The organism is Saccharothrix sp. NPDC042600 (genome assembly GCF_040647305.1).
Classification (GTDB): Bacteria; Actinomycetota; Actinomycetes; order Mycobacteriales; family Pseudonocardiaceae; genus Actinosynnema; species Actinosynnema mutabilis.
Genome location: NZ_JBEZBW010000013.1, coordinates 65,034 through 83,388, shown reverse-complemented (window position 1 = coordinate 83,388; position 18,355 = coordinate 65,034). Strand labels below are relative to the sequence as shown.

18 protein-coding genes and 1 tRNA gene are annotated in these 18,355 nt (G+C 71.3%); 7 read left to right on the top strand and 12 right to left on the bottom strand.

Annotated features, from left to right (window positions below):
- Nucleotides 1-23: 23 nt before the first annotated feature.
- Nucleotides 24-446: a DoxX family protein gene (locus AB0A74_RS12215; RefSeq protein WP_358248863.1), complete on the bottom strand. Its 423-nt coding sequence runs from the start codon at nt 444-446 to the stop codon at nt 24-26.
- Between the two features lie 144 nt (nt 447-590).
- On the opposite strand from AB0A74_RS12215, the gene AB0A74_RS12210 reads away from it, so the two are divergent.
- On the top strand, nt 591-1,133 hold the full coding sequence (locus AB0A74_RS12210) for a DUF2020 domain-containing protein (protein ID WP_358248862.1): 543 nt from the start codon (nt 591-593) through the stop codon (nt 1,131-1,133).
- Nucleotides 1,134-1,184: 51 nt separating this feature from the next.
- Here the strand turns inward: AB0A74_RS12210 and AB0A74_RS12205 are convergent, their stop codons facing one another.
- Entirely contained in the window at nt 1,185-1,817 is a 633-nt protein-coding gene (locus tag AB0A74_RS12205; protein ID WP_358248861.1) for a hypothetical protein, read from the bottom strand.
- Nucleotides 1,818-1,903: 86 nt separating this feature from the next.
- Between AB0A74_RS12205 and AB0A74_RS12200 the strand changes: the two genes are divergently transcribed.
- Together AB0A74_RS12200 and AB0A74_RS12195 are read left to right on the top strand one after the other, a co-directional pair.
- Nucleotides 1,904-2,461, top strand: a complete 558-nt coding sequence (locus tag AB0A74_RS12200; protein WP_343933776.1) for a peptidylprolyl isomerase — start codon at nt 1,904-1,906, stop codon at nt 2,459-2,461.
- Nucleotides 2,462-2,470: 9 nt separating this feature from the next.
- Nucleotides 2,471-3,334 (top strand): rhomboid family intramembrane serine protease, encoded by an 864-nt coding sequence (locus AB0A74_RS12195; RefSeq protein WP_358248860.1) that lies wholly within the window; start codon nt 2,471-2,473, stop codon nt 3,332-3,334.
- On the opposite strand, the gene AB0A74_RS12190 is transcribed toward AB0A74_RS12195, so the two are convergent.
- Together AB0A74_RS12190 and crgA are read right to left on the bottom strand one after the other, a co-directional pair.
- Nucleotides 3,331-3,744 (bottom strand): PH domain-containing protein, encoded by a 414-nt coding sequence (locus AB0A74_RS12190; protein WP_358248859.1) that lies wholly within the window; start codon nt 3,742-3,744, stop codon nt 3,331-3,333. The two genes, AB0A74_RS12195 and AB0A74_RS12190, sit on opposite strands and share 4 nt — an antisense overlap.
- Nucleotides 3,745-3,958: 214 nt before the next feature.
- A complete protein-coding gene (gene crgA / locus AB0A74_RS12185) occupies nt 3,959-4,225 on the bottom strand; it encodes a cell division protein CrgA (RefSeq protein ID WP_121223886.1) in 267 nt (88 codons plus the stop codon).
- Between the two features lie 137 nt (nt 4,226-4,362).
- Here crgA and AB0A74_RS12180 point away from each other — a divergent pair, with 137 nt between their 5' ends.
- Together AB0A74_RS12180 and AB0A74_RS12175 are read left to right on the top strand one after the other, a co-directional pair.
- A complete protein-coding gene (locus AB0A74_RS12180) occupies nt 4,363-6,126 on the top strand; it encodes a class E sortase (RefSeq protein WP_358248858.1) in 1,764 nt (587 codons plus the stop codon).
- Nucleotides 6,126-6,284, top strand: coding sequence for a hypothetical protein (locus tag AB0A74_RS12175; protein ID WP_343933772.1), 159 nt, complete (start codon nt 6,126-6,128; stop codon nt 6,282-6,284). Before AB0A74_RS12180 ends, AB0A74_RS12175 begins: the two co-directional genes overlap by 1 nt.
- Nucleotides 6,285-6,478: 194 nt before the next feature.
- Here AB0A74_RS12175 and AB0A74_RS12170 read toward each other — a convergent pair whose 3' ends face one another.
- On the bottom strand, nt 6,479-7,828 hold the full coding sequence (locus AB0A74_RS12170) for an FAD-dependent oxidoreductase (RefSeq protein WP_358248857.1): 1,350 nt from the start codon (nt 7,826-7,828) through the stop codon (nt 6,479-6,481).
- A 66-nt stretch (nt 7,829-7,894) separates the two neighbouring features.
- Between AB0A74_RS12170 and AB0A74_RS12165 the strand changes: the two genes are divergently transcribed.
- Nucleotides 7,895-8,539: an aminodeoxychorismate/anthranilate synthase component II gene (locus AB0A74_RS12165; protein ID WP_358248856.1), complete on the top strand. Its 645-nt coding sequence runs from the start codon at nt 7,895-7,897 to the stop codon at nt 8,537-8,539.
- Nucleotides 8,540-8,637: 98 nt separating this feature from the next.
- Here AB0A74_RS12165 and pknB read toward each other — a convergent pair whose 3' ends face one another.
- The 7 genes from pknB to AB0A74_RS12130 all read right to left on the bottom strand — a co-directional run bounded on the left by pknB (nt 8,638) and on the right by AB0A74_RS12130 (nt 18,108).
- Complete coding sequence (gene pknB / locus AB0A74_RS12160; protein ID WP_358248855.1) at nt 8,638-10,626, bottom strand: Stk1 family PASTA domain-containing Ser/Thr kinase; 1,989 nt, start codon at nt 10,624-10,626, stop codon at nt 8,638-8,640.
- 69 nt (nt 10,627-10,695) lie between these two features.
- Nucleotides 10,696-12,135 carry a serine/threonine-protein kinase gene (locus tag AB0A74_RS12155; protein ID WP_358248854.1) on the bottom strand — a complete coding sequence of 480 codons (1,440 nt, stop codon included), beginning with the start codon at nt 12,133-12,135 and terminating at the stop codon, nt 10,696-10,698.
- On the bottom strand, nt 12,135-13,601 hold the full coding sequence (locus AB0A74_RS12150; protein ID WP_358248853.1) for a penicillin-binding protein 2: 1,467 nt from the start codon (nt 13,599-13,601) through the stop codon (nt 12,135-12,137). Before AB0A74_RS12150 ends, AB0A74_RS12155 begins: the two co-directional genes overlap by 1 nt.
- A complete protein-coding gene (locus AB0A74_RS12145) occupies nt 13,598-15,061 on the bottom strand; it encodes an FtsW/RodA/SpoVE family cell cycle protein (RefSeq protein WP_358248852.1) in 1,464 nt (487 codons plus the stop codon). Before AB0A74_RS12145 ends, AB0A74_RS12150 begins: the two co-directional genes overlap by 4 nt.
- A gap of 4 nt (nt 15,062-15,065) precedes the next feature.
- Complete coding sequence (locus AB0A74_RS12140; RefSeq protein WP_358248851.1) at nt 15,066-16,451, bottom strand: protein phosphatase 2C domain-containing protein; 1,386 nt, start codon at nt 16,449-16,451, stop codon at nt 15,066-15,068.
- Entirely contained in the window at nt 16,448-16,909 is a 462-nt protein-coding gene (locus tag AB0A74_RS12135) for an FHA domain-containing protein (RefSeq protein ID WP_309110043.1), read from the bottom strand. Before AB0A74_RS12135 ends, AB0A74_RS12140 begins: the two co-directional genes overlap by 4 nt.
- Before the next feature lie 50 nt (nt 16,910-16,959).
- Complete coding sequence (locus AB0A74_RS12130) at nt 16,960-18,108, bottom strand: DUF3662 and FHA domain-containing protein (protein WP_358248850.1); 1,149 nt, start codon at nt 18,106-18,108, stop codon at nt 16,960-16,962.
- Between the two features lie 116 nt (nt 18,109-18,224).
- Between AB0A74_RS12130 and AB0A74_RS12125 the strand changes: the two genes are divergently transcribed.
- A tRNA-Leu gene (locus AB0A74_RS12125) sits at nt 18,225-18,307 on the top strand.
- Nucleotides 18,308-18,355 lie beyond the last annotated feature (48 nt).

Here is an 18,355-nt window from a genome sequence, read left to right as displayed (position 1 = left end):
GCGGGACGCCCCACCCCGTGCCCCTAAACGTGCGCGGGCCTCGTCGAACCGGTTTCCTTCCGCGAGGCGATCACCCGGTCGAGCGCCCACGCGCCCGGCCCGGTGAACACCAGCAGGAGGAACACCCACGAGTACACGGCGGCCAGCTCGCCGTGGTTCTCGATCGGCAACAGCCCCTTGGGCTGGTGCACCACGAAGTACGCGTAGGCCATCGCGCCCGACGAGACGAGCGCGGCGACCCGCGTCCCCAGGCCGAGCACGATCAACGCGCCGCCGACGAGCTCGATGACGCCGGCGGGGCCGGACGGCCAGGACGTGATGGACACCGCGCCCTTCGAGCCGAGCACCCCGAACAGCTTCTGTGCGCCGTGGCACACGAACAACACTCCGACGACGATCCTGAACAGCGCCAACGCGTGATCTCGGCCGCGGTCCAACACGTTCATAACGAGTCAGTCCTCACATTGCAGGGGCGGCCTGGCAGGGTGGTTCAAAGCTAGCGCCGGACACGGTGCGTGCCTAGGTGGTCACCCTGTCGATCACCTGTCGGTCGTTCGACCGGATCGCTCGTCTGATTGACTCTCGGCCCTATGAACCGAGTGCTGCGAACCGCCCTGCCCAGCCTGCTCGCCCTCGGCGCCCTGGCCGCGTGCACCGCCCAGCCCGCGCCCGTGGCGACCAACGCCCCGGTGCCGGCCGAGCCGACCACGACCGCGCCCGCCGGACCGCCGCCGGAGCCGGAGCCCACCGTCGACGGCGAGTGCCCGTACCTGGAGTCGTCGTACGTCGCGGAGGCCAACGGTCAGCTCGTCCGGAAGGTTCGGCTTTCCGCCGACCGGCCGGACCCGGCGTGCTTCTTCTACGCGAACGCCACCGACGTGCAGTTGTCCGTGTGGGTGTTCCACGGCGACCCGGCGACGGCGAAGGCCGTGGTCGACCGGGCCGTGCCGGTGGACAAGTCCAGCCCGGCGAGCGCGCCCGACGGCTGGAAGGGCGGGTCGCTCGTGCTGCCCGAGGGCGCGGTCTACGCGGTGGCGAAGGACGGCGACGCGGTCGTCGTGACCAGCAACCAGAAGCAGAGCATCAAGACCAAGCGGGTCGCCGAGACCGTCGTGGCCAACCTCGGCCTCTAGACGTGCTTCGCGCCCGCTCACACCGGGTGAGCGGGCGCGACGTGCCGGGGGTCAGCTCCGGTCGGAGACGCGGCCGTTGCGGGTCGCGTGCTCCTCGGCGTCCGACGGCGTCGCGGTGGGCGGCGTCGGACCCTGGGAAGTGGAACTGCGCGGAGTCGGCTCGACGGCCTCCTCCTCTTCCAGGTGGACCTCCTGCGGCCGGCGGGTCAGGGCCACGTACCCGGCGACGACGCCGGCCACGAGGATGCCCAGCACCCACGGCCACCTGCGGGGCGCGGGCCGCTGCGCCCTGGCCATCTCCTTGCGGGCCTGCTTGGCCGCCTTGCGCACGTCCTTGGCGCGCACCTTGGCCTCCTTGCGGGCGCGCTCGGCGGCCTTGGCCAGGTCCTTGCGGACGCCCTTGGCCTTCTTCGCGAGCTGCTTGCGGGTCTTGCGGGTCGACTTCTCGACCTCTTCCGCCTTCTCCACCAGCAGCCCCGCGCGGTCCGCGACGATGCCGCGGATGTGGTCGGCCGTCACGCCCCGCTCGGCGAGCCGCTCCTCGGCCCGTCCGGCCCAGGTCGCAGCCGTCTCGGCGCCGACGTGACCGGCGCGGACCGCACCGCGGCGCACCGCGCGGATACCCGTGCCCACGGCCTTGCCAACCGACTCCCCGGCTCGGGTCATGGCAGCTACCTCATCCATTTCTGCTCCACAAGACGTCGGTCAGTCACGGTTTGGCAATACCCATCCTGCCCCTTCCCCAACCACCCCGCCCGGCGGATGGCACGATGGTGTGCGTGGCAGACAGCAACGACTCGCTCGTCGGGACCAAGGTGACGGCGACCCTGCACACCACGCAGGGCGACATCCGCATCAACCTCTTCCCCGACCACGCTCCCAAGACGGTGGCGAACTTCGTCGGTTTGGCGGAGGGGACCAAGGACTACAGCGAGGCCAACGCCCGCGGCGAGAAGAGCGGCCCGTTCTACGACGGCGCGATCTTCCACCGCGTCATCGCGGGCTTCATGCTCCAGGGCGGCGACCCGACCGGCACCGGCCGCGGCGGCCCGGGCTACAAGTTCGCCGACGAGTTCCACCCGGAACTGCAGTTCAACAAGCCGTACCTGCTGGCGATGGCGAACGCCGGGCCCAACACCAACGGCTCCCAGTTCTTCATCACGGTCGCGCCGACGACCTGGCTGAACTTCAAGCACACCATCTTCGGCGAGGTCGCCGACCAGGAGTCGATCAACGTCGTGAACGCGATCGGCAACGCGCCGACCGGCGCCGGCGACCGCCCGGTCACCGACGTGGTGATCAACAAGGTCTCGATCGAGCGTTCCTGACCCCGCGCGATGAGCGGTCCTGTCGCGCCGGGTGACCCGGTCGGCGCTGTCGCCTGCGTGCGGCACCCCGGCCGGGTCACCGGGTTGCGCTGCAGCCGGTGCGACCGGCCGGCGTGCCCCGAGTGCCTGCGCGACGCGCCGGTGGGCTACCACTGCGTCGACTGCGTGGACGAGGGCCGCCGCACGGTCCGCCGCGCCCGCAACTTCATGGGCACGGAGGGGCGTGGGCGGCTGCTCGCCACCCCGGCGCTGGTCGGGCTGAACCTGCTGGTGTTCGTGGTGCTGGCGGTCCAGGCGGGCAACCCCCTCGACGTCGAGCGGGCGCCGCTGTTCGGCGACTTCGGCCTGTGGCCGTGGGCGGTCGTGGTGGACGGCGAATGGTGGCGGTTCGTTACCAACGCGTTCACGCACTTCGGGTTCCTGCACCTGGCGCTGAACATGGTGTGGCTGGCCATCCTGGGCTGGCTGCTGGAGCCCGCGTTCGGGACGGCCCGGTTCCTCGCGGTGTCGGTGCTGTCCATCCTCGGCTGCGGCGCGGCGGTGTACCTGTTCGGCAACCCGGGATCGATCGGCGCGGGCGCGTCCGGCCTGGTCTACGGGCTGATGGGCGCGGTGCTGGTGGCCATGCGGCCGATGGGGTTCAACCCCGGCGTCGTGCTGCCGGTGTTCGTGCTCAACGTGGTGTCCAGTTTCACCCTGCCGGGTGCTTCGCTCATCGGGCACGCCGGCGGTTTCGTGGCGGGCGCGGCGGTGACCGCCGGGCTGGTGTTCGCGCCCCGGGAGAAGCGCGAGTGGTACCAGGCGGCGGTCGTCGCGGCCGGCTTGGTGCTGTTCGTGGTGGTGGTGGCCGTGCGGACGGGGCAGCTGGCCTAGGGGCGCAGGGCGTGCAGGACGTCCGCGACCTCGCGCGGGTCGGCGCCCAGGTCGGTCGGGGTGAGCACGTAGAGCTGCTCGTCCTCGCCGCGGTGCCAGTCCAGTTCGAGGGTGGCCACCTCGCGGCCCAGGCGGCGGGTGTGGGCGAGCTTCACGTGGACCTCGTGCCAGGGCAGGTGGCGCGGGCCGGTGAGGGTGCGGACGGTCAGGCCGGTGTCGTCCGCGGTGAGCCGGGGGCGCACGAACGTCCCGTAGGCCGCCAGGGCGAGGACCAGGGCCGTTCCGGTGCCCATGAACAGGCGCGTGGCGGCGTCGGGGCCCAGCACGGTGAGCAGGAGGGCGACCGCGGTCAGGACCCACAGGAGGGCCACGGCGGCGGGTCTGGGGGACCAGGAACGGTGGGGCGTCACGCTGTCGAGTGTTCCGCATGTGGACAACTGAGGGGCTCTACCGGCGCTTGTGCAAATTGGCGCAAAGTTGTCCACAGGAGTTGTCCCCATTGGGGATGACTTACATCTCTGTGCTTCGGTGACCCGCCGGTGAACGGGGTGAACGAACGGCTAACGCACGACGGCCCGGACGTGTGATCGTCCGGGCCGTCCGCCACGTGGCGTAGCGAGGTCGTCAGCGCCACCGCATGGTCATGAGCAGACCGATGATCATCAGGGCGAACCCGATACCGAAGTTCCAGCTCCCGAGGTCCATCATCACCGGCACCTTGTCGCCCGCGATGTAGTTGACCACCAGCCACGCCAGACCGAGCAGCATCATGCCGAGCATCACGGCGATGTAGACGGGGTGCGACGGTCCCGCCGCCTTGACCTTCACCGGGGTGCGGCGATCGGCCGGCGCCGTGTAGACGGCCTTCTTGCGGACCTTGGACTTGGGCATTCTGTCCTCGCCTGACGGGTGGATGAGCCTCCAGTGGCGCGAGTTTACGTCCACTGCTGGATGAACACGTTAACGTAACCGAGCAGGTCCCTGAAGCACCGCGTAGTTCTGGAACGTTCGGCCCGGGAGGTTTTTCGGTGAGCTACGACCCGCCCCCGCCGCGAGGCGGCCCGTCGGGCCCGCCGCCACGCCCCCGGCCGCACCCCCCGGTCCCGCCCCCGGGGCCGGAGGAGGCCACGCGGTTCGCACCCGGCTGGGACGACCCCGCGCCGGGACCGCGCGGGTACGACCCGGAGACCCGTTCGGGCCACCTCACCCCCGAGCCCGGCGGCCGGCGGCGACTGCGCGAGGACGACGAGCCGAGCCTGGGCGGGCACATCGAGCCGGGTGGCCGCAGGCACGCTCCCGCGGAACCGCTGCCCGGCGGGTACCAGCCGACCGGCCGGCGCCACGCACCCGAGAACGCTCCCGAGCCGGGTGGCCGCCGCCGCGCACCTGAGGACGTCCCCGAGCCCGGTGGCCGCCGCCGCGCACCTGAGGACGCCCTCGAACCCGGTGGACGCCGCCGCGCGCCAGAAGACGTCCCCGAGCCGGGTGGCCGCCGCCGCGCCCCGGAGCCGCTGCCGCCGCGCGGTCCGAGCACGGGCACGCCGCCCGGCGGGATCCCGCGCGGGCCGGCCACCCCGCCCGGAGGCGTCTCCCGCGGGCCGGGCACCCCGCCCGGCGGCATCGCGCGTGGTCCGGCCACCCCACCCGGCGGGATGCCGGGGTCGCGTGGTCCGGGCACCCCTCCCGGTGGCACCCCGCCCGGCGGGGCGCTGGGCCGTCGCCTGAACGGCGACCCCGAACCGCAGACCCCCGGCCGCCGCCCGCACCCCGGCCCGCCCCCGGCCGACGCCACCCGGTACACCAGCGCGTTCTCCGGCAGCCTGCCGCCGGCCGGCCCCGCGCGCCCGCCGCGTCCCCCGCGCCCGCGGCCGGTGGACCCGCCGACCGAGATCATCAAGCCGGTCGACGACGACTACGACGACTACGAAGACGAGTACGACGACGACTACTACGAAGACGACGACTACGAGGACGACGAGCCGCCACCGCCCCCGCCGGACAGCGCCGCCCGCAAGACCGTCCGCACGGTCGGCGAGCTGCTCATCACGCTGGGCCTGGTGATCCTGCTCTTCGTGGTCTACGAGGTCTACATCACCGACCTCATCTCCGCGGGCAAGCAGGACGACGCCACCTCCGCGCTGGACGACAAGTGGGGCGCGAACACCGTCCAGGGCGCGGACCCGCAGCGGCAGGTGCAGTACGACCTGGTCGAGGGCGAAGCCTTCGCCAAGATGTACATCCCGGCGTTCGGCCCGGACTACAAGTTCTCCGTGGTCGAGGGGACCAGCGACAAGCACCTGGAGATCGGCCCCGGCCACTACGTGAACACGGCGCTGCCCGGCGCGCCCGGCAACTTCGCGGTCGCGGGTCACCGGGTCGGCAAGGGCGCGCCGTTCAACGACCTCGACCTGCTCGGCGCGTGCGACGCGATCATCGTCGAGACGAAGGCGGAGTGGTTCGTCTACCGCATGCTGCCCAAGGCGAGCGAGGTCGCCGGGTGGGCGCAGAGCGACAAGGCCAAGGACCCGAAGTGCGGCAAGGTCTCGCCGCTGGGCGCGCCGTACGACAAGACGGTGGGCCAGGAGATCGTGCTGCCGACCCAGGGCGAGGTCATCGACCCCGTGCCGCACTTCGCCGGTGAGGTGCCCCAGGCCCAGCAGGTCGCGCTGCTCACCCTGACCACGTGCCACCCGCGGTTCTCCGACAAGCAGCGGCTCATCGTGCACGCCGTGCTGACGCAGGGCTACCCGAAGGCGGAGGGGTTCGTGCCCGAAGAGTTCAAGGAGCAGTGATGTACGGCTGGATCTGGCGCCACCTCCCCGGCCCGCTGCCGGTGCGCATCCTGGAGGCGACCGTGCTGGTGGCCGGCGTGGTGGCGTTGCTGCTCTTCGTGGTCTTCCCGTGGATCGAGCCGAAACTGCCGTTCAACAACGTGACGACGCCGCAGTAGCCCGCGGCCTCCGGCCCCCGCTTCGATCGTCCCACGCGCCACCGACAATCCGACGCGCACCAACGGCCGCCCGGCCCGGCGAACGACGGGCGGGCGGCCGTTGGCACCGACGAACGGCCGGGTGAGCCGGTTGGCGGGTTGGCCGGCCGGTGCCGCGGCGGGTTGGCGGGTGGCGGCAGCGGCGGGCCTGTGGGTCAGTTGCCGTGGCAGGCGTTGGTCATCTCGGTGCGGTCCACCACCTTGATGCGGTCGCGGCCTCGTGCCCGGCCCAGTGCGATCTCGTGGGCGTCCAGCTTGAGCCAGCCCTCGTTGGTCGTGAACGGCACGGCCCGCTGTTCCAGGAACCGGACCACCGCGTCCGGGTCCGCGACCGGCGGTTCCGGCAGCAAGGGGGCGTCGGCGAGCAGGCTGGTCACGGTCTCCAGCGCGTCGCCCTTCGTGTGGCCGATGAGGCCGATCGGGCCGCGCTTGATCCAGCCCGTCACGTACACGCCCGGGATGGCCTGGTCGTCCAGGTCCAGCACGCGGCCCGCCTGGTGCGGCACGGTGCCCGACTGGTGGTCGAACGGCACGTCCGGCAGGTGCGAGGACAGGTAGCCGACGGCCCGGTACACCGCCTGCACCGGCCAGTCGGTGTGCTCGCCGGTGCCGCGCACGCCGCCGTCGCCGGTCAGCTCCATCCGCTCGGTGCGCAGGCCGACCACGCGGCCGTCCTCGCCGAGCACCTCGACGGGCGCTTCGAGGAAGTGCAGGTGCAGGCGGCGCGGGCGGTCGCCGGTGTCGCGGATCGCCCACTCCTGGAGGGTCTTGACGACCATCTCGACCTGCTTGTTCGACCGGATCGCCGCCATGCTGGCCGCGTCGAAGTCGATGCCCTCCGGGTGCACGATCACCTCGACGTTCGGCGAGTGGTCGAGTTCGCGCAGCTCCAGCGGGGTGAACTTGGCCTGGGCCGGGCCGCGGCGGCCGAAGACGTGGACGTCGGTGACCGGGCTGGCCTTCAGGCCCTCGTAGACGTTGTCCGGGATCTCCGTGGTCAGCAGCTCGTCGGCGGTCTTGGCGAGGATGCGGGCGACGTCCAGGGCCACGTTGCCGACGCCGAGCACGGCGACCCGCGAGGCGTGCAACGGCCAGGTGCGGGGCACGTCCGGGTGGCCGTCGTACCAGGACACGAAGTCGGCCGCGCCGTACGAGCCGTCGAGGTCGATGCCGGGCACGTCGAGCGGGCGGTCCTTCTCGGCGCCGGTGGAGAAGACGACCGCGTCGTAGAACTGGCGCAGGTCGTCCAGCTTGACGTCGATGCCGTACTCGACGTTGCCGAAGAACCGGACCTCCGGCCGGTCCAGCACGCGCTGCAGGGCGTTGACGATGCCCTTGATGCGCGGGTGGTCCGGGGCGACGCCGTACCTGATCAGGCCGTACGGCGCGGGCATCCGCTCGAACAGGTCGATGCGGACGTCGGCCTCCGACTTGACCAGCGTGTCGGCGGCGTAGATGCCCGCGGGGCCCGCGCCGACGACGGCGACGCGCAGGGAACGTGTCATAACTCAAGGTTAGGTGAGCCTAAGCTCACTTCTGACGAGAGGTTGGTCACGGCTACGCTGGCGGACATGCGCGTGCTCGTGGTCGACAACTACGACAGCTTCGTCTACAACCTCGTCCAGTACCTCGCCCAGCTCGGTGTGGAGTGCGTCGTCCGGCGCAACGACGCCGTCGAGCCGGACGAGGTCGACGAGGTCGGCGGCGTGCTCGTCAGCCCCGGGCCCAGCACGCCCGACAAGGCCGGCAAGAGCATGGACGTCATCCGCCGCTGCGCGGACACCGGCGTCCCGGTGTTCGGCGTGTGCCTCGGCCACCAGGCCATCGGCGCGGTGTGGGGCGGCACCGTGGACCTCGCGCCCGAGCTGCTGCACGGCAAGACCAGCGTCGTGCACCACACCGGCGCGGGCGTCCTGGCCGGCGTGCCGAACCCGTTCACCGCGACCCGCTACCACTCGCTGACCGTGCTGCCGAACACGATCCCCGCCGAGTTTGAGGTCACCGGGCGGACCGAGTCCGGTGTGGTGATGGCCATGCGGCACCGCGAGCTGCCGGTCGAGGGCGTCCAGTTCCACCCCGAGTCCGTGCTGACCGACGGCGGCCACCGGATGCTCGCCAACTGGCTCGCGGTGTGCGGCTTCGAGGTCCCCGAGGCCACCGTGGCCCGCCTGGAGAACGGCATGCGCCAGCTCGCCGCCGCAGCTCAGCGCGCCTGAATCGAACACCCGTTCGAGTTGTCCACCGCTGTGGGCAACCCTGTGGACAAACGAAAGGCCCCCGGCGCGCAGCCGGGGGCCTTCTCGCTTCTAGCGCGCTACCTGGTGGTCGTCGAGCCGACCTTGAACTCCGCCAGGACCACGTTCACGCGGCCGTTCTTGGCGATCGCCGCGTTCGGCTTGATCTCCTGGTCGATGATCTTCTTGTCCTGCGTGATGTCGTTGGTCGGCGACTTCGAGGACACGTTCAGGTCACCGGTCCACCCGAGCTGGCTCAGCTTGTTGCGCGCCTGGCTCTCGGTCAGCCCGGTCAGGTCGGGCATCAGGATCTGGTTGCCCCTGGAGACGCTCAGCGTGATCAGCGAGCCCTTCTCCACGCGGCCGGGGCCGGGGTTTTGAGCCACCACCTCGCCCTGGTCCTCCGGGCTGTCGACCTCCTTGGACTGCACCCGGAAGCCGTTGCCCTCCAACGTCGCCTTGGCGTTGGAGAAGGACTGGCCGGTCACGTCCGGGAGCTGCGCGGTGTCCGGGCCCTTGCCCAGGGTCACGGTGATCGTGCTGCCCTTGGGCGCCTTGGTGCCCGGCGACGGGTTCTGGTTCGCCACCTTGTCGATCAGCTTCGGGTCCTCGACCTCGACCGTCGCCGAGTCCTGCTTGAACGCCCACCCGGCTTCCTGGAGCTTCTTCTGCGCGTCGGCGGCGCTGAGGCCGCGCACGTCCGGCACCTCGACCGCCTCGGGCGCCGCGCCCACCAGGATCGTCACGTTGGCGAACTTGTCCAGCTTCGTGCCCGCGCCCGGCTCGGTGTCGATCACCTTGCCGATCTCCTCGGCGGTGCACGCCGGCTGCGAGCCCGGCTGGCACGGCACGTTCTTGACCGTCGGGTTGAACCCGAGCCGGCTCAGCTCCGCGCTGGCCGCCGACTGGGTCTGGCCCTTCAGCGGCGGTACCTCGATCTTCGTCGTGCCACCGCCGCCGTCGTCGCCGTCGAGCAGCGACTTGGTGATCCAGGCGGCGAGGCCGAGCACCGCGACGCACAGGAGGACGACCAGCGTGATCATGATCGTCTTCTTGCGCCGGGCGCGCCGCTCCTCCTCCTCGTCCGCGAGCGGGTCGTACTCGGCGGGCTCCTCGCGCAGCGCCGACGGCCGGTGCCGGCCGCCGGTCGACGCGACCTCGGTGCGCGGCGACTGGTTGAGCACCGCGGTCCGGTCCTCGGGCGTCATCACCGCGGGCGCGGACGGGCGCTGCCCGGACAGCACGCGCACCAGGTCCGCGCGCATCTCGGCGGCCGACTGGTAGCGGTTCGCGGGGCCCTTGGCCATCGCCTTGAGCACGATGGCGTCCAGCGCCGGCGTCACCTTCGGGTTCAGCGCCGACGGCGGCTTCGGGTCCTCCCGCACGTGCTGGTAGGCCACCGCCACGGGCGAGTCGCCGGTGAACGGCGGCTCGCCGGTCAGCAGCTCGAACAGCACGCAGCCCGACGCGTACACGTCCGACCGGGCGTCCACCGCCTCGCCGCGCGCCTGCTCCGGTGACAGGTACTGGGCGGTGCCGATGACGGCCGCCGTCTGGGTCACCGCCGCCTGGCCGTCGTGCACGGCCCGGGCGATGCCGAAGTCCATCACCTTCACCGCGCCGGATCTGGTGATCATCACGTTGGCGGGCTTCACGTCCCGGTGCACGATCCCGTGCCGGTGGCTGAAGTCCAGCGCCGCCGAGACGTCCGCCATGATCTCCATCGCGCGCTTGCCCGACATGGGGCCCTGCGTCTTGACGATGTCGCGCAGCGTGCGGCCGTCCACGTACTCCATCACGATGTACGGCAGCGGCCCGTACTCGGTGTTGGTCTCACCGGTGTCGTAGACCGCGACGATGGCGGGGTGGTTCAGCGCCGCGGAGTTCTGCGCCTCCCTGCGGAACCGCTCCTGGAACTGGGCGTCGCGGGCGAGGTCGGCGCGCAGCACCTTGATCGCCACGTCCCGGCCGAGCCGGACGTCGCGGCCCTTGTGCACCTCCGACATGCCGCCGTATCCGAGGGTCTCACCCAGCTCGTAGCGGTTGGAGAGCAGTCGCGGAGTGCTCATCAGTGCTTCGTCCCGCTCCTCGTCAACGGTCCTGCCATCGCTTCCGTCCGCCTTCGTACCGTTCCGCCGTCACGTCGGTACACACGTCACCGTCACCCGTGAGCCGATCGCAACCTCACCGGTCGGGCTCACGTCCGACACCAGGCACCGCTTCGCGTCCCGCGGCGCACCGCCCTGGTCGGCGTGCACCTCGGGCTCCAGGCCGTACCCGTCGAGCTTCCTCACCACCTCGTCGGCAGGCCTGCCGACGAAGTCGGACTCGGTGATCGTGACCTTCGGGGTGCCGGGGATCCGGTCGGTCGAGTCCTGCGGCGAGGTGCGGGCACTCGTGGCGCCCACCTGGTTCGTCCCGCTGGAGGGGGTCGTGCCCGTGCCGCTCGGCACTTCGTCGTCACCCATCGCGCGCAGGAGGACCACGCCGAGCACCAGCAGCACGGCCACCAGCACAGCGACCATAACCCACAGCAGCGCGCGGTTGCGCCCCGGTGGTCGCGGGGGCGGCGGCAACGGACCGAAAGCGCCCGTGCGCGGAGTGTTGACCGGCGGCACGGGCTGCATGCCCGGCCGCGAGCCGGGGTGGGTGACCGGGATGCCCGGGTGGGTCACCTGCGCGCCGGTGAACGCCGGCGGCGGTGGCGCCACCGCCATGGCCAGGCCCGTCGGCACCGGCAGCGGCTGGCCGTTGCGCACCGCGCTGACCGCCGCCGCGAACTCGCCGCCGTTGCGGTAGCGCTGCCGCGGGTCCTTGACCAGGGTCGCCTCGATCAGCGCGCGCGGCCCCGGCGGCACGTCCGGCGGCAGCGGCGGCGCGACGTCCCGGATGTGCATCATCGCGACGGTCACCGCGTTCTCGGACAGGAACGGCCGGTGCCCGGTCAGGCACTCGTAGCCGCACACGCCCAGCGCGTAGACGTCGCTCGCCGGTTCGGCGGCGTGGCCCAGGGCCTGCTCCGGCGCGATGTAGTGCGCGGTGCCCATCACCATGCCGGTGTGCGTGACCGGCGCGGCGTCGGCGGCCTTGGCGATGCCGAAGTCGGTGATCTTCACCTTGCCGGTCGGGGTGACCAGGATGTTGCCGGGCTTCACGTCCCGGTGCACCAGGCCCCGCTCGTGCGCGGCCTGCAACGCGTTGCCCGCCTGCTCCAGCAGGTCCAGGGTGCGGTCCGCGCCGAGCCGGCCGCGGGCGATGATCGCCGCCAGCGGCTCGCCCTCGACCAGTTCCATCACCAGGTACGCGGTGTCCTCCGGCCCGTCCGGGATCGACGCGGTCTCGCCGTAGTCGTGCACCGCGGCGATGCCCGGGTGGTTCAGCGACGCGGTCGTGCGCGCCTCGATGCGGAACCGGTTGAGGAACTCCGAGTCCCCGGACAGCTCCGCCTTGAGCACCTTGACCGCCACCTTGCGGTCCAGCCGGGTGTCCGCGGCCTCCCAGACCTCGCCCATGCCGCCGACCGCGATCCGCCGGGACAGGCGGTACCGCTCGGCGAGCAACTGGCCGGAGGTCAGCATCAGCGGCTCCCGAGGTACGCGCCGATGACCGCGCGGCCGATCGGCGCGGCCACCCGGCCGCCGGTCGCGGACAGGCCCTGCTGACCGCCGTTCTCGACGATCACGGCGATCGCGATCTCCGGCTTGTCGGCCGGCGCGAACGCCACGTACCAGGCGTGCGGGTTGTTCTCGCTGACCTTCGCGCCGTGCTCGGCGGTGCCGGTCTTCGACGCGATGGTCACCCCGGACAGCTTGCCGGTGCCGCCGGTGTTCTTCTCCGACTCGACCATCATGTCGCGCAGGAGCGCCGCCTCGTCGGGGTCCATCGCCTCGTCGAGCTCGTCGGGCTTGGTCTCGCTGATCACCGACAGGTCGGGGGCGAGGATCTTCTGCACGAAGTGCGGCTTCATGCGCGCGCCGCCGTTGGCGATGGTGGCGGCCATCATCGCGTTCTGCAGCGGGGTCACCCGCACGTCCCGCTGGCCGATGCCGCTCTGGTACACCGACGGCTTGTCCGGCATCGGGCCCATCGTCGAGGTGGCCACCGACAGCGGGACGGTCAGCTCGGCGTCGTCGAACCCGAACTCGCGGGCCTTCTTGCGCAGCTTCTCCGGGCCGAGCTGGTCGGCGAGCACAGCGAACGCCGTGTTGCACGACTTGGCCAGCGCCTCCTGGAGGGTGGCGGTGACGCCGTTGCCGCACGTCGTGTCGTTGAAGTTGGGCAGCGGCTGCTCGGTGCCCGGCAGGGTGATCACCGGGCGGCCGTCGACCTGGGTCTCCTTGTTCGCGCCCTCTTCCAGGGCGGCGGCGGCCACGATCAGCTTGAACGTCGACCCGGGCGGGTAGATCTCGGCCACCGACCGGTTGCGGGTGGGCTGCGGGCCGTCCGCGGCGGTGTACTCCAGCCACGCCTTCTCCTGCTCGTCCACGTCGTGGCTGGCCAGGAGGTTCGGGTCGTAGGACGGCGTGGACACCATGGCGAGGATCTCGCCGGTCTGCGGCCGGATCGCCACCACCGAGCCGGTCACGCCCTGCAGCTTCTCGTAGGCGACCTGCTGCAGCGCCGCGTTGATGGTGAGCTGGAGGCTGCCGCCCTTCGGGTCCCGGCCCGTGATCAGGGCGGACACGCGGCGCGCGAACAGCCGGTCGTCCGAGCCGTTGAGCAGGTCGTCCTCGACCCGCTCCAGGCCGAACGTGCCGTAGGTGGTGGAGAAGAAGCCGGTCACCGGCGCGAACGCCGGGCCGTTGGCGTACTTGCGCAGGTACCGCAGCCGGTCCGTGGTCTTCTCCACGGTCGCGATCGGCGTGCCGTCGGCGGCGATGATCTGCCCGCGCTCCCGCGAGTACTGGTCGAGCAGCACGCGCCGGTTCAGCGGGTTCTTGCGGTAGTCGTCGGCCTTGATGACCTGCACGTAGGTGGCGTTGCCCAGGAGCAGCAACATCATCACCATCATGGCGAGGCCGACGCGGCGGAGCGGTGTGTTCATTTGGGACGCTCCACCATGACAGTGAACTGGTCGGCGATCGCGGGTTGCTGCGGGCGCGGTTTCGGCGTCGTCTTCGGCGCGCGCGCCGCGTCCGAGATCCGCAGCAGCAACGCGACCAGCATGTAGTTGGCCAGCAGCGACGAGCCGCCGTAGGACAGGAACGGCGCGGTGATGCCGGTCATCGGGATCAGCTTGGTCACGCCGCCGACGACGATGAAGATCTGGAAGGCGATCGCGAACGACAGGCCGCCGCCGAGCAGCTTGCCGAACGTGTCGCGCACGGCCAGCGCGTTGCGCATGCCGCGCAGCGCCAGCACCGTGTAGAGCACCAGCACCGCGGACAGGCCGACGAAGCCCAGCTCCTCGCCGATCACGGCGGTGATGAAGTCGGTGTTGGCCTCGGGGATCTCGTCCGGCCGCCCGCCGCCCAGGCCGGCGCCGAACATGTTGCCGGTGCCCAGGCCGAACAGCGACTGCAGGATCTGGTAGCCCTTGCCCGACGGGTCGGCGAACGGGTCCAGCCAGTTCTGCACGCGGATCTGCACGTGGCCGAACAGCCGCCACGCCACCACCGCGCCGACGCAGAACATGCCCACGCCGAGCACCACCCACGCCGCGCGTTCGGTCGCCACGTACAGGAGTACGAGCACGATGCCGAAGAAGAGCAGCGACGACCCGAGGTCCTTCTGGAGGACCATGATGCTCACGCCGACCGCCCACGCGGCGACCAGCGGCCCGAGGTCGCGGGCGCGCGGCAGGTCCAGGCCCAGCACCCGGCGCCCGGCGGCGGTGAACAGCTCGCGCTTGGACACCAGGAACGCGGCGAAGAACACCATCAGCAGGATCTTCGCGAACTCACCCGGTTGGATGGAGAACGCGCCGAAGCTCAACCAGATCTTCGCGCCGTTGATCTCCGGCGCGATGAAGCTGGGCAGCACACCGGGCAGCACCAGCGCGACCAGGCCGAGGAACCCGAACGTGTAGCCGTAGCGGGCCAGCGTGCGGTGGTCGGACAGCACCGCGAGCACGATGCAGAACAGCACCAGCGCGATCGCCGTCCACAGCACCTGCTTGGGCGCGGCGGGCGACCAGACGCCGCCGCCGGGCAGCGTGTCGCCCTCCTTGGCCAGGTCGATGCGGTGGATCATGACCAGGCCCAGGCCGTTGAGCAGGGCCACGCACGGCAGGATCACCGGGTCGGCGTAAGGCGCCCACTTGCGCACCGCGAGGTGCGCGACGGTGAGCACGCCCAGGTAGGCCAGGCCCAACCACACGATGCGCATGGTGAGCTCCTGCTCCTGGTTCGCCTCGACCAGGATCAGCGCGATCGTCACCAGGCCCGCCGCGAACGCGAGCAGGAAGAGTTCGCTGCTCCGCCGCGTGGGCGGCTTCAGACCCGGCGAGGTGCTGCTCGCCGCCGAGAGCGGCGTGCCCTCCGCGCCGGGGACCGGCGAACCCATGCGTCTACTGACCCTTCCGGCAGTCCGTGCCCGGCTTCTGCACGGGCGTGGGCAGCGGCGTGCCCTCCTGAGTGGTGGACGTCGGCGGCGCCGCGGTGGTTGCGGACGGGTCCAGACCCGGCTGGGGTGCGGTCGTCGTGGTGGTGGTCGGCTGCTCCTTCGGGCACAGCGGCAGCGTCTGCTCGGTGCGCAGGCGGCGGATCGCCTCGCGCGCGCCCTCCAGGCCGTCCACGTCGGTGATGCCGTTGCGCACCACGTCCCGCGTGGCCACCTTCAGGTCGTCCACGGTGATCGGCTCGCACGCCTGCGCGCCCGGCGGGCACGAGCCCTCGACCAGGCTGTGCAGGTCGAAGCCGAAGATGCTGCCGGTGACCCCGCGGAAGATCGACACCTGGCCGTCCGGCGCGGCGCCCACGTAGTACTGGCGCAGCACGTACCAGCGGGTGCCCAGACCGGCCGCGACCAGCAGCAGGAGCACGAACACGACCAGCAGCAGCGCCTTGACCTTCCCGCCGCGCGACCGCCGCGGGGGCGGCTGCGGCGGCTCGACGCGCTGCGGGACCGGTCGGGGCCCCGTTATCGAACTCGCCCGCGAGGCGGGCGAGTCGGGGGGTGGTGGGTCTTCGCTGCCGTCACCGGCCGCGCCGCCCACTATCGGGGCGTCCTCCCCGAAGTCGATGTCCACCACGTCGGCGACCACGACCGTCACGTTGTCCGGTCCGCCGCCCTTGAGCGCCAGCTCGATCATCCGGTCCGCGCACGCCTGCGGGTCCGGGATGCGGATGGCCTCTTCCAGGGTCTCCATGCTGACCACGCCGGACAGGCCGTCGGAGCACAGCAGGTACCGGTCGCCGGGCCGGGCCTCGCGCACCATCAGCCGCGGCTCCACCTCGTGCCCGGTGAGGGCGCGCAGCAGCAGCGACCGCTGCGGGTGCGTCGCGGCCTCCTCCTCGGTGATCCGGCCCTCGTCGATCAGCGACTGGACGAACGTGTCGTCGTGCGTGATCTGCGTGAACGTGCCGTTGCGCATCATGTAGGCGCGCGAGTCGCCGATGTGCACCATGCCGAGGCGGGTGCCCGCGAACAGGACAGCGGTGAGCGTCGTGCCCATGCCGTCCAGGTCGGGGTCGGACTGCACCAGCTCGGAGATCGCGCCGTTGCCCGCGATGACCGCGTCGCGGAGCTGGCCCAGCAGGTCGTCGCCCGGCTCGTCGTCGTCGAGCGGGGCCAGGGCGGCGATGACCACCTTGCTGGCGACCTCGCCCGCGGCGTGGCCACCCATGCCGTCGGCGAGCGCGAGCAGGCGGGGGCCCGCGTACACGGAGTCCTGGTTGTTGGAGCGGACCAGGCCCCGGTCGCTGCGGGCCGCGTATCGAAGGACGAGGGTCATGTGCGCAGCTCGATCACCGTTTTGCCGATACGGATCGGGGTGCCGAGCGGGACCCGGAGTGGGGCCGTGACCTTCGCCCGGTCGAGGTAGGTGCCGTTCGTGGAGCCCAGGTCCTCCACGTACCAGTCGGTGCCGCGCAGCGACAGGCGCGCGTGCCGGGTCGACGCGAAGTCGTCGTCCAGCACGAGCGTCGAGTCGTCGGCGCGGCCGATCAGGATCGGCCTGCCGTCCAGGGAGATGCGGGTGCCCGCCAGCGCGCCGTGCGTCACGACGAGCTGCCGGGGCGCCTTGCCGCCCTTACCGGCCTTGCCGGTCCCTCTCCGCAGACCGGGCGTCGGAACGCGCAGTCCCGACGCCGCGTACAGGTCGGAGCGGACCACTCTCAGCGCAGCCAACACGAACAACCAGAGCAGGACGAGGAAACCCGCTCTGGTCAGCTGCATCACCAGCTCTGGCACCGGTTGTAACCGCTCCTGACTCTTCCGCCGTCACCCGCCCGCTTCGACCCCTAGCCCTGGGTGCGGAAGACCAGCGAGGAGTGGCCGATGCGGACGACGTCGCCTTCCGCGAGCTGCCAAGTCTGCACTGGAGTGCCGTTCACCGTGGTGCCGTTTGTCGAACCGAGATCAGCGAGCATGGCACTGTGCCCGTCCCAGGTGATCTCCAGGTGCCTCCTGGACACGCCGGTGTCGGGCAGGCGGAAGTCCGCCTCCTGGCCGCGACCCACGACGTTGCCGCCCTGCTTGAGGTTGTAGGTGCGGTTCGAACCGTCGTCCAGGTGCAGCGTCGCGTTGAGCTGGCGCGGGCCGGACTGCACGGCGGGCGGGGCGTAGCCCTGGGACGGGTCCGGGTAGCCGCCGGGCGCCTGGCCGTAGCCGGGCTGCTGGCCGTAGCCCTGGTCGTACCCCTGCTGGCCGTAACCCTGGTCGTAGCCCTGCTGGCCGTAACCCGGCTGCTGGCCGTAGCCCTGGTCGTAGCCCTGCTGCCCGTAGCCCTGGTCGTACCCCTGCTGGCCGTAGCCCTGGTCGTAGCCCTGCTGGCCGCCGTAGCCGGGCTGCTGGCCGTAGCCCTGGTCGTAGCCCTGCTGCTGTTGGCCGTAGCCCTGGTCGTAACCCGGTTGCTGCTGGCCGTAGCCCTGGTCGTAGCCCTGCTGGCCGTAGCCGCCCTGCGCGTAGGGGTCGTAGCCGGGCTGGCCCTGTTGTCCGTAGCCGGGAGGCTGGCTCATCGATCCGTCTCCTGTGCGAGGTGGTGCTGACCGTCGGCTGGCAACTTTCACGTCGGGGTCGACGGACGAGCTGGTTCGGAACTGTCCGGTGTGCAGCGCGTCGGAGCGCTCCAAGGAGACTACGACGTCACCATAGGTATCCCATCCGCTCTCCTCCAGGTACTCCCGGATGGAGTCCCCCAGTGCACGGGTGATGCGTAGTTCATCCTGGCCGTCACCGGCAAGCCGATCGTGGTCCTGGGGACCCAGCAGGACCATGTAGTGGTTCGGGGCGAGGAGCCGGCCGCCCGCCAGTTCGCGGATGTTGACCTCCGCCTCGCGCTGGAGCGCGGGGATCACTTCCTCCTGGACGACGTTCCCGCCGAACACACGCGCGAAGGTGTTGCCCACGATGCCTTCGAGACGGCGCTCAAAGCGCTCCACGAGGCCCACGGCAACCCTCCGACTCGGTCGACTTCTGGCACCGATCGTATCCGGGGTGACGTGCCGGTACACGGGGCAATTGGTAACCCGGACGGAGGCCGTGCTAGTGTTCTCCACGTCGCTCCGGGCGAGTGGCGGAATGGCAGACGCGCACGGTTCAGGTCCGTGTGTCCGAAAGGACGTGGGGGTTCAACTCCCCCCTCGCCCACAGCAACGGGAATCCCCCGCTTCCGAGTTCGGAGGCGGGGGATTTCTC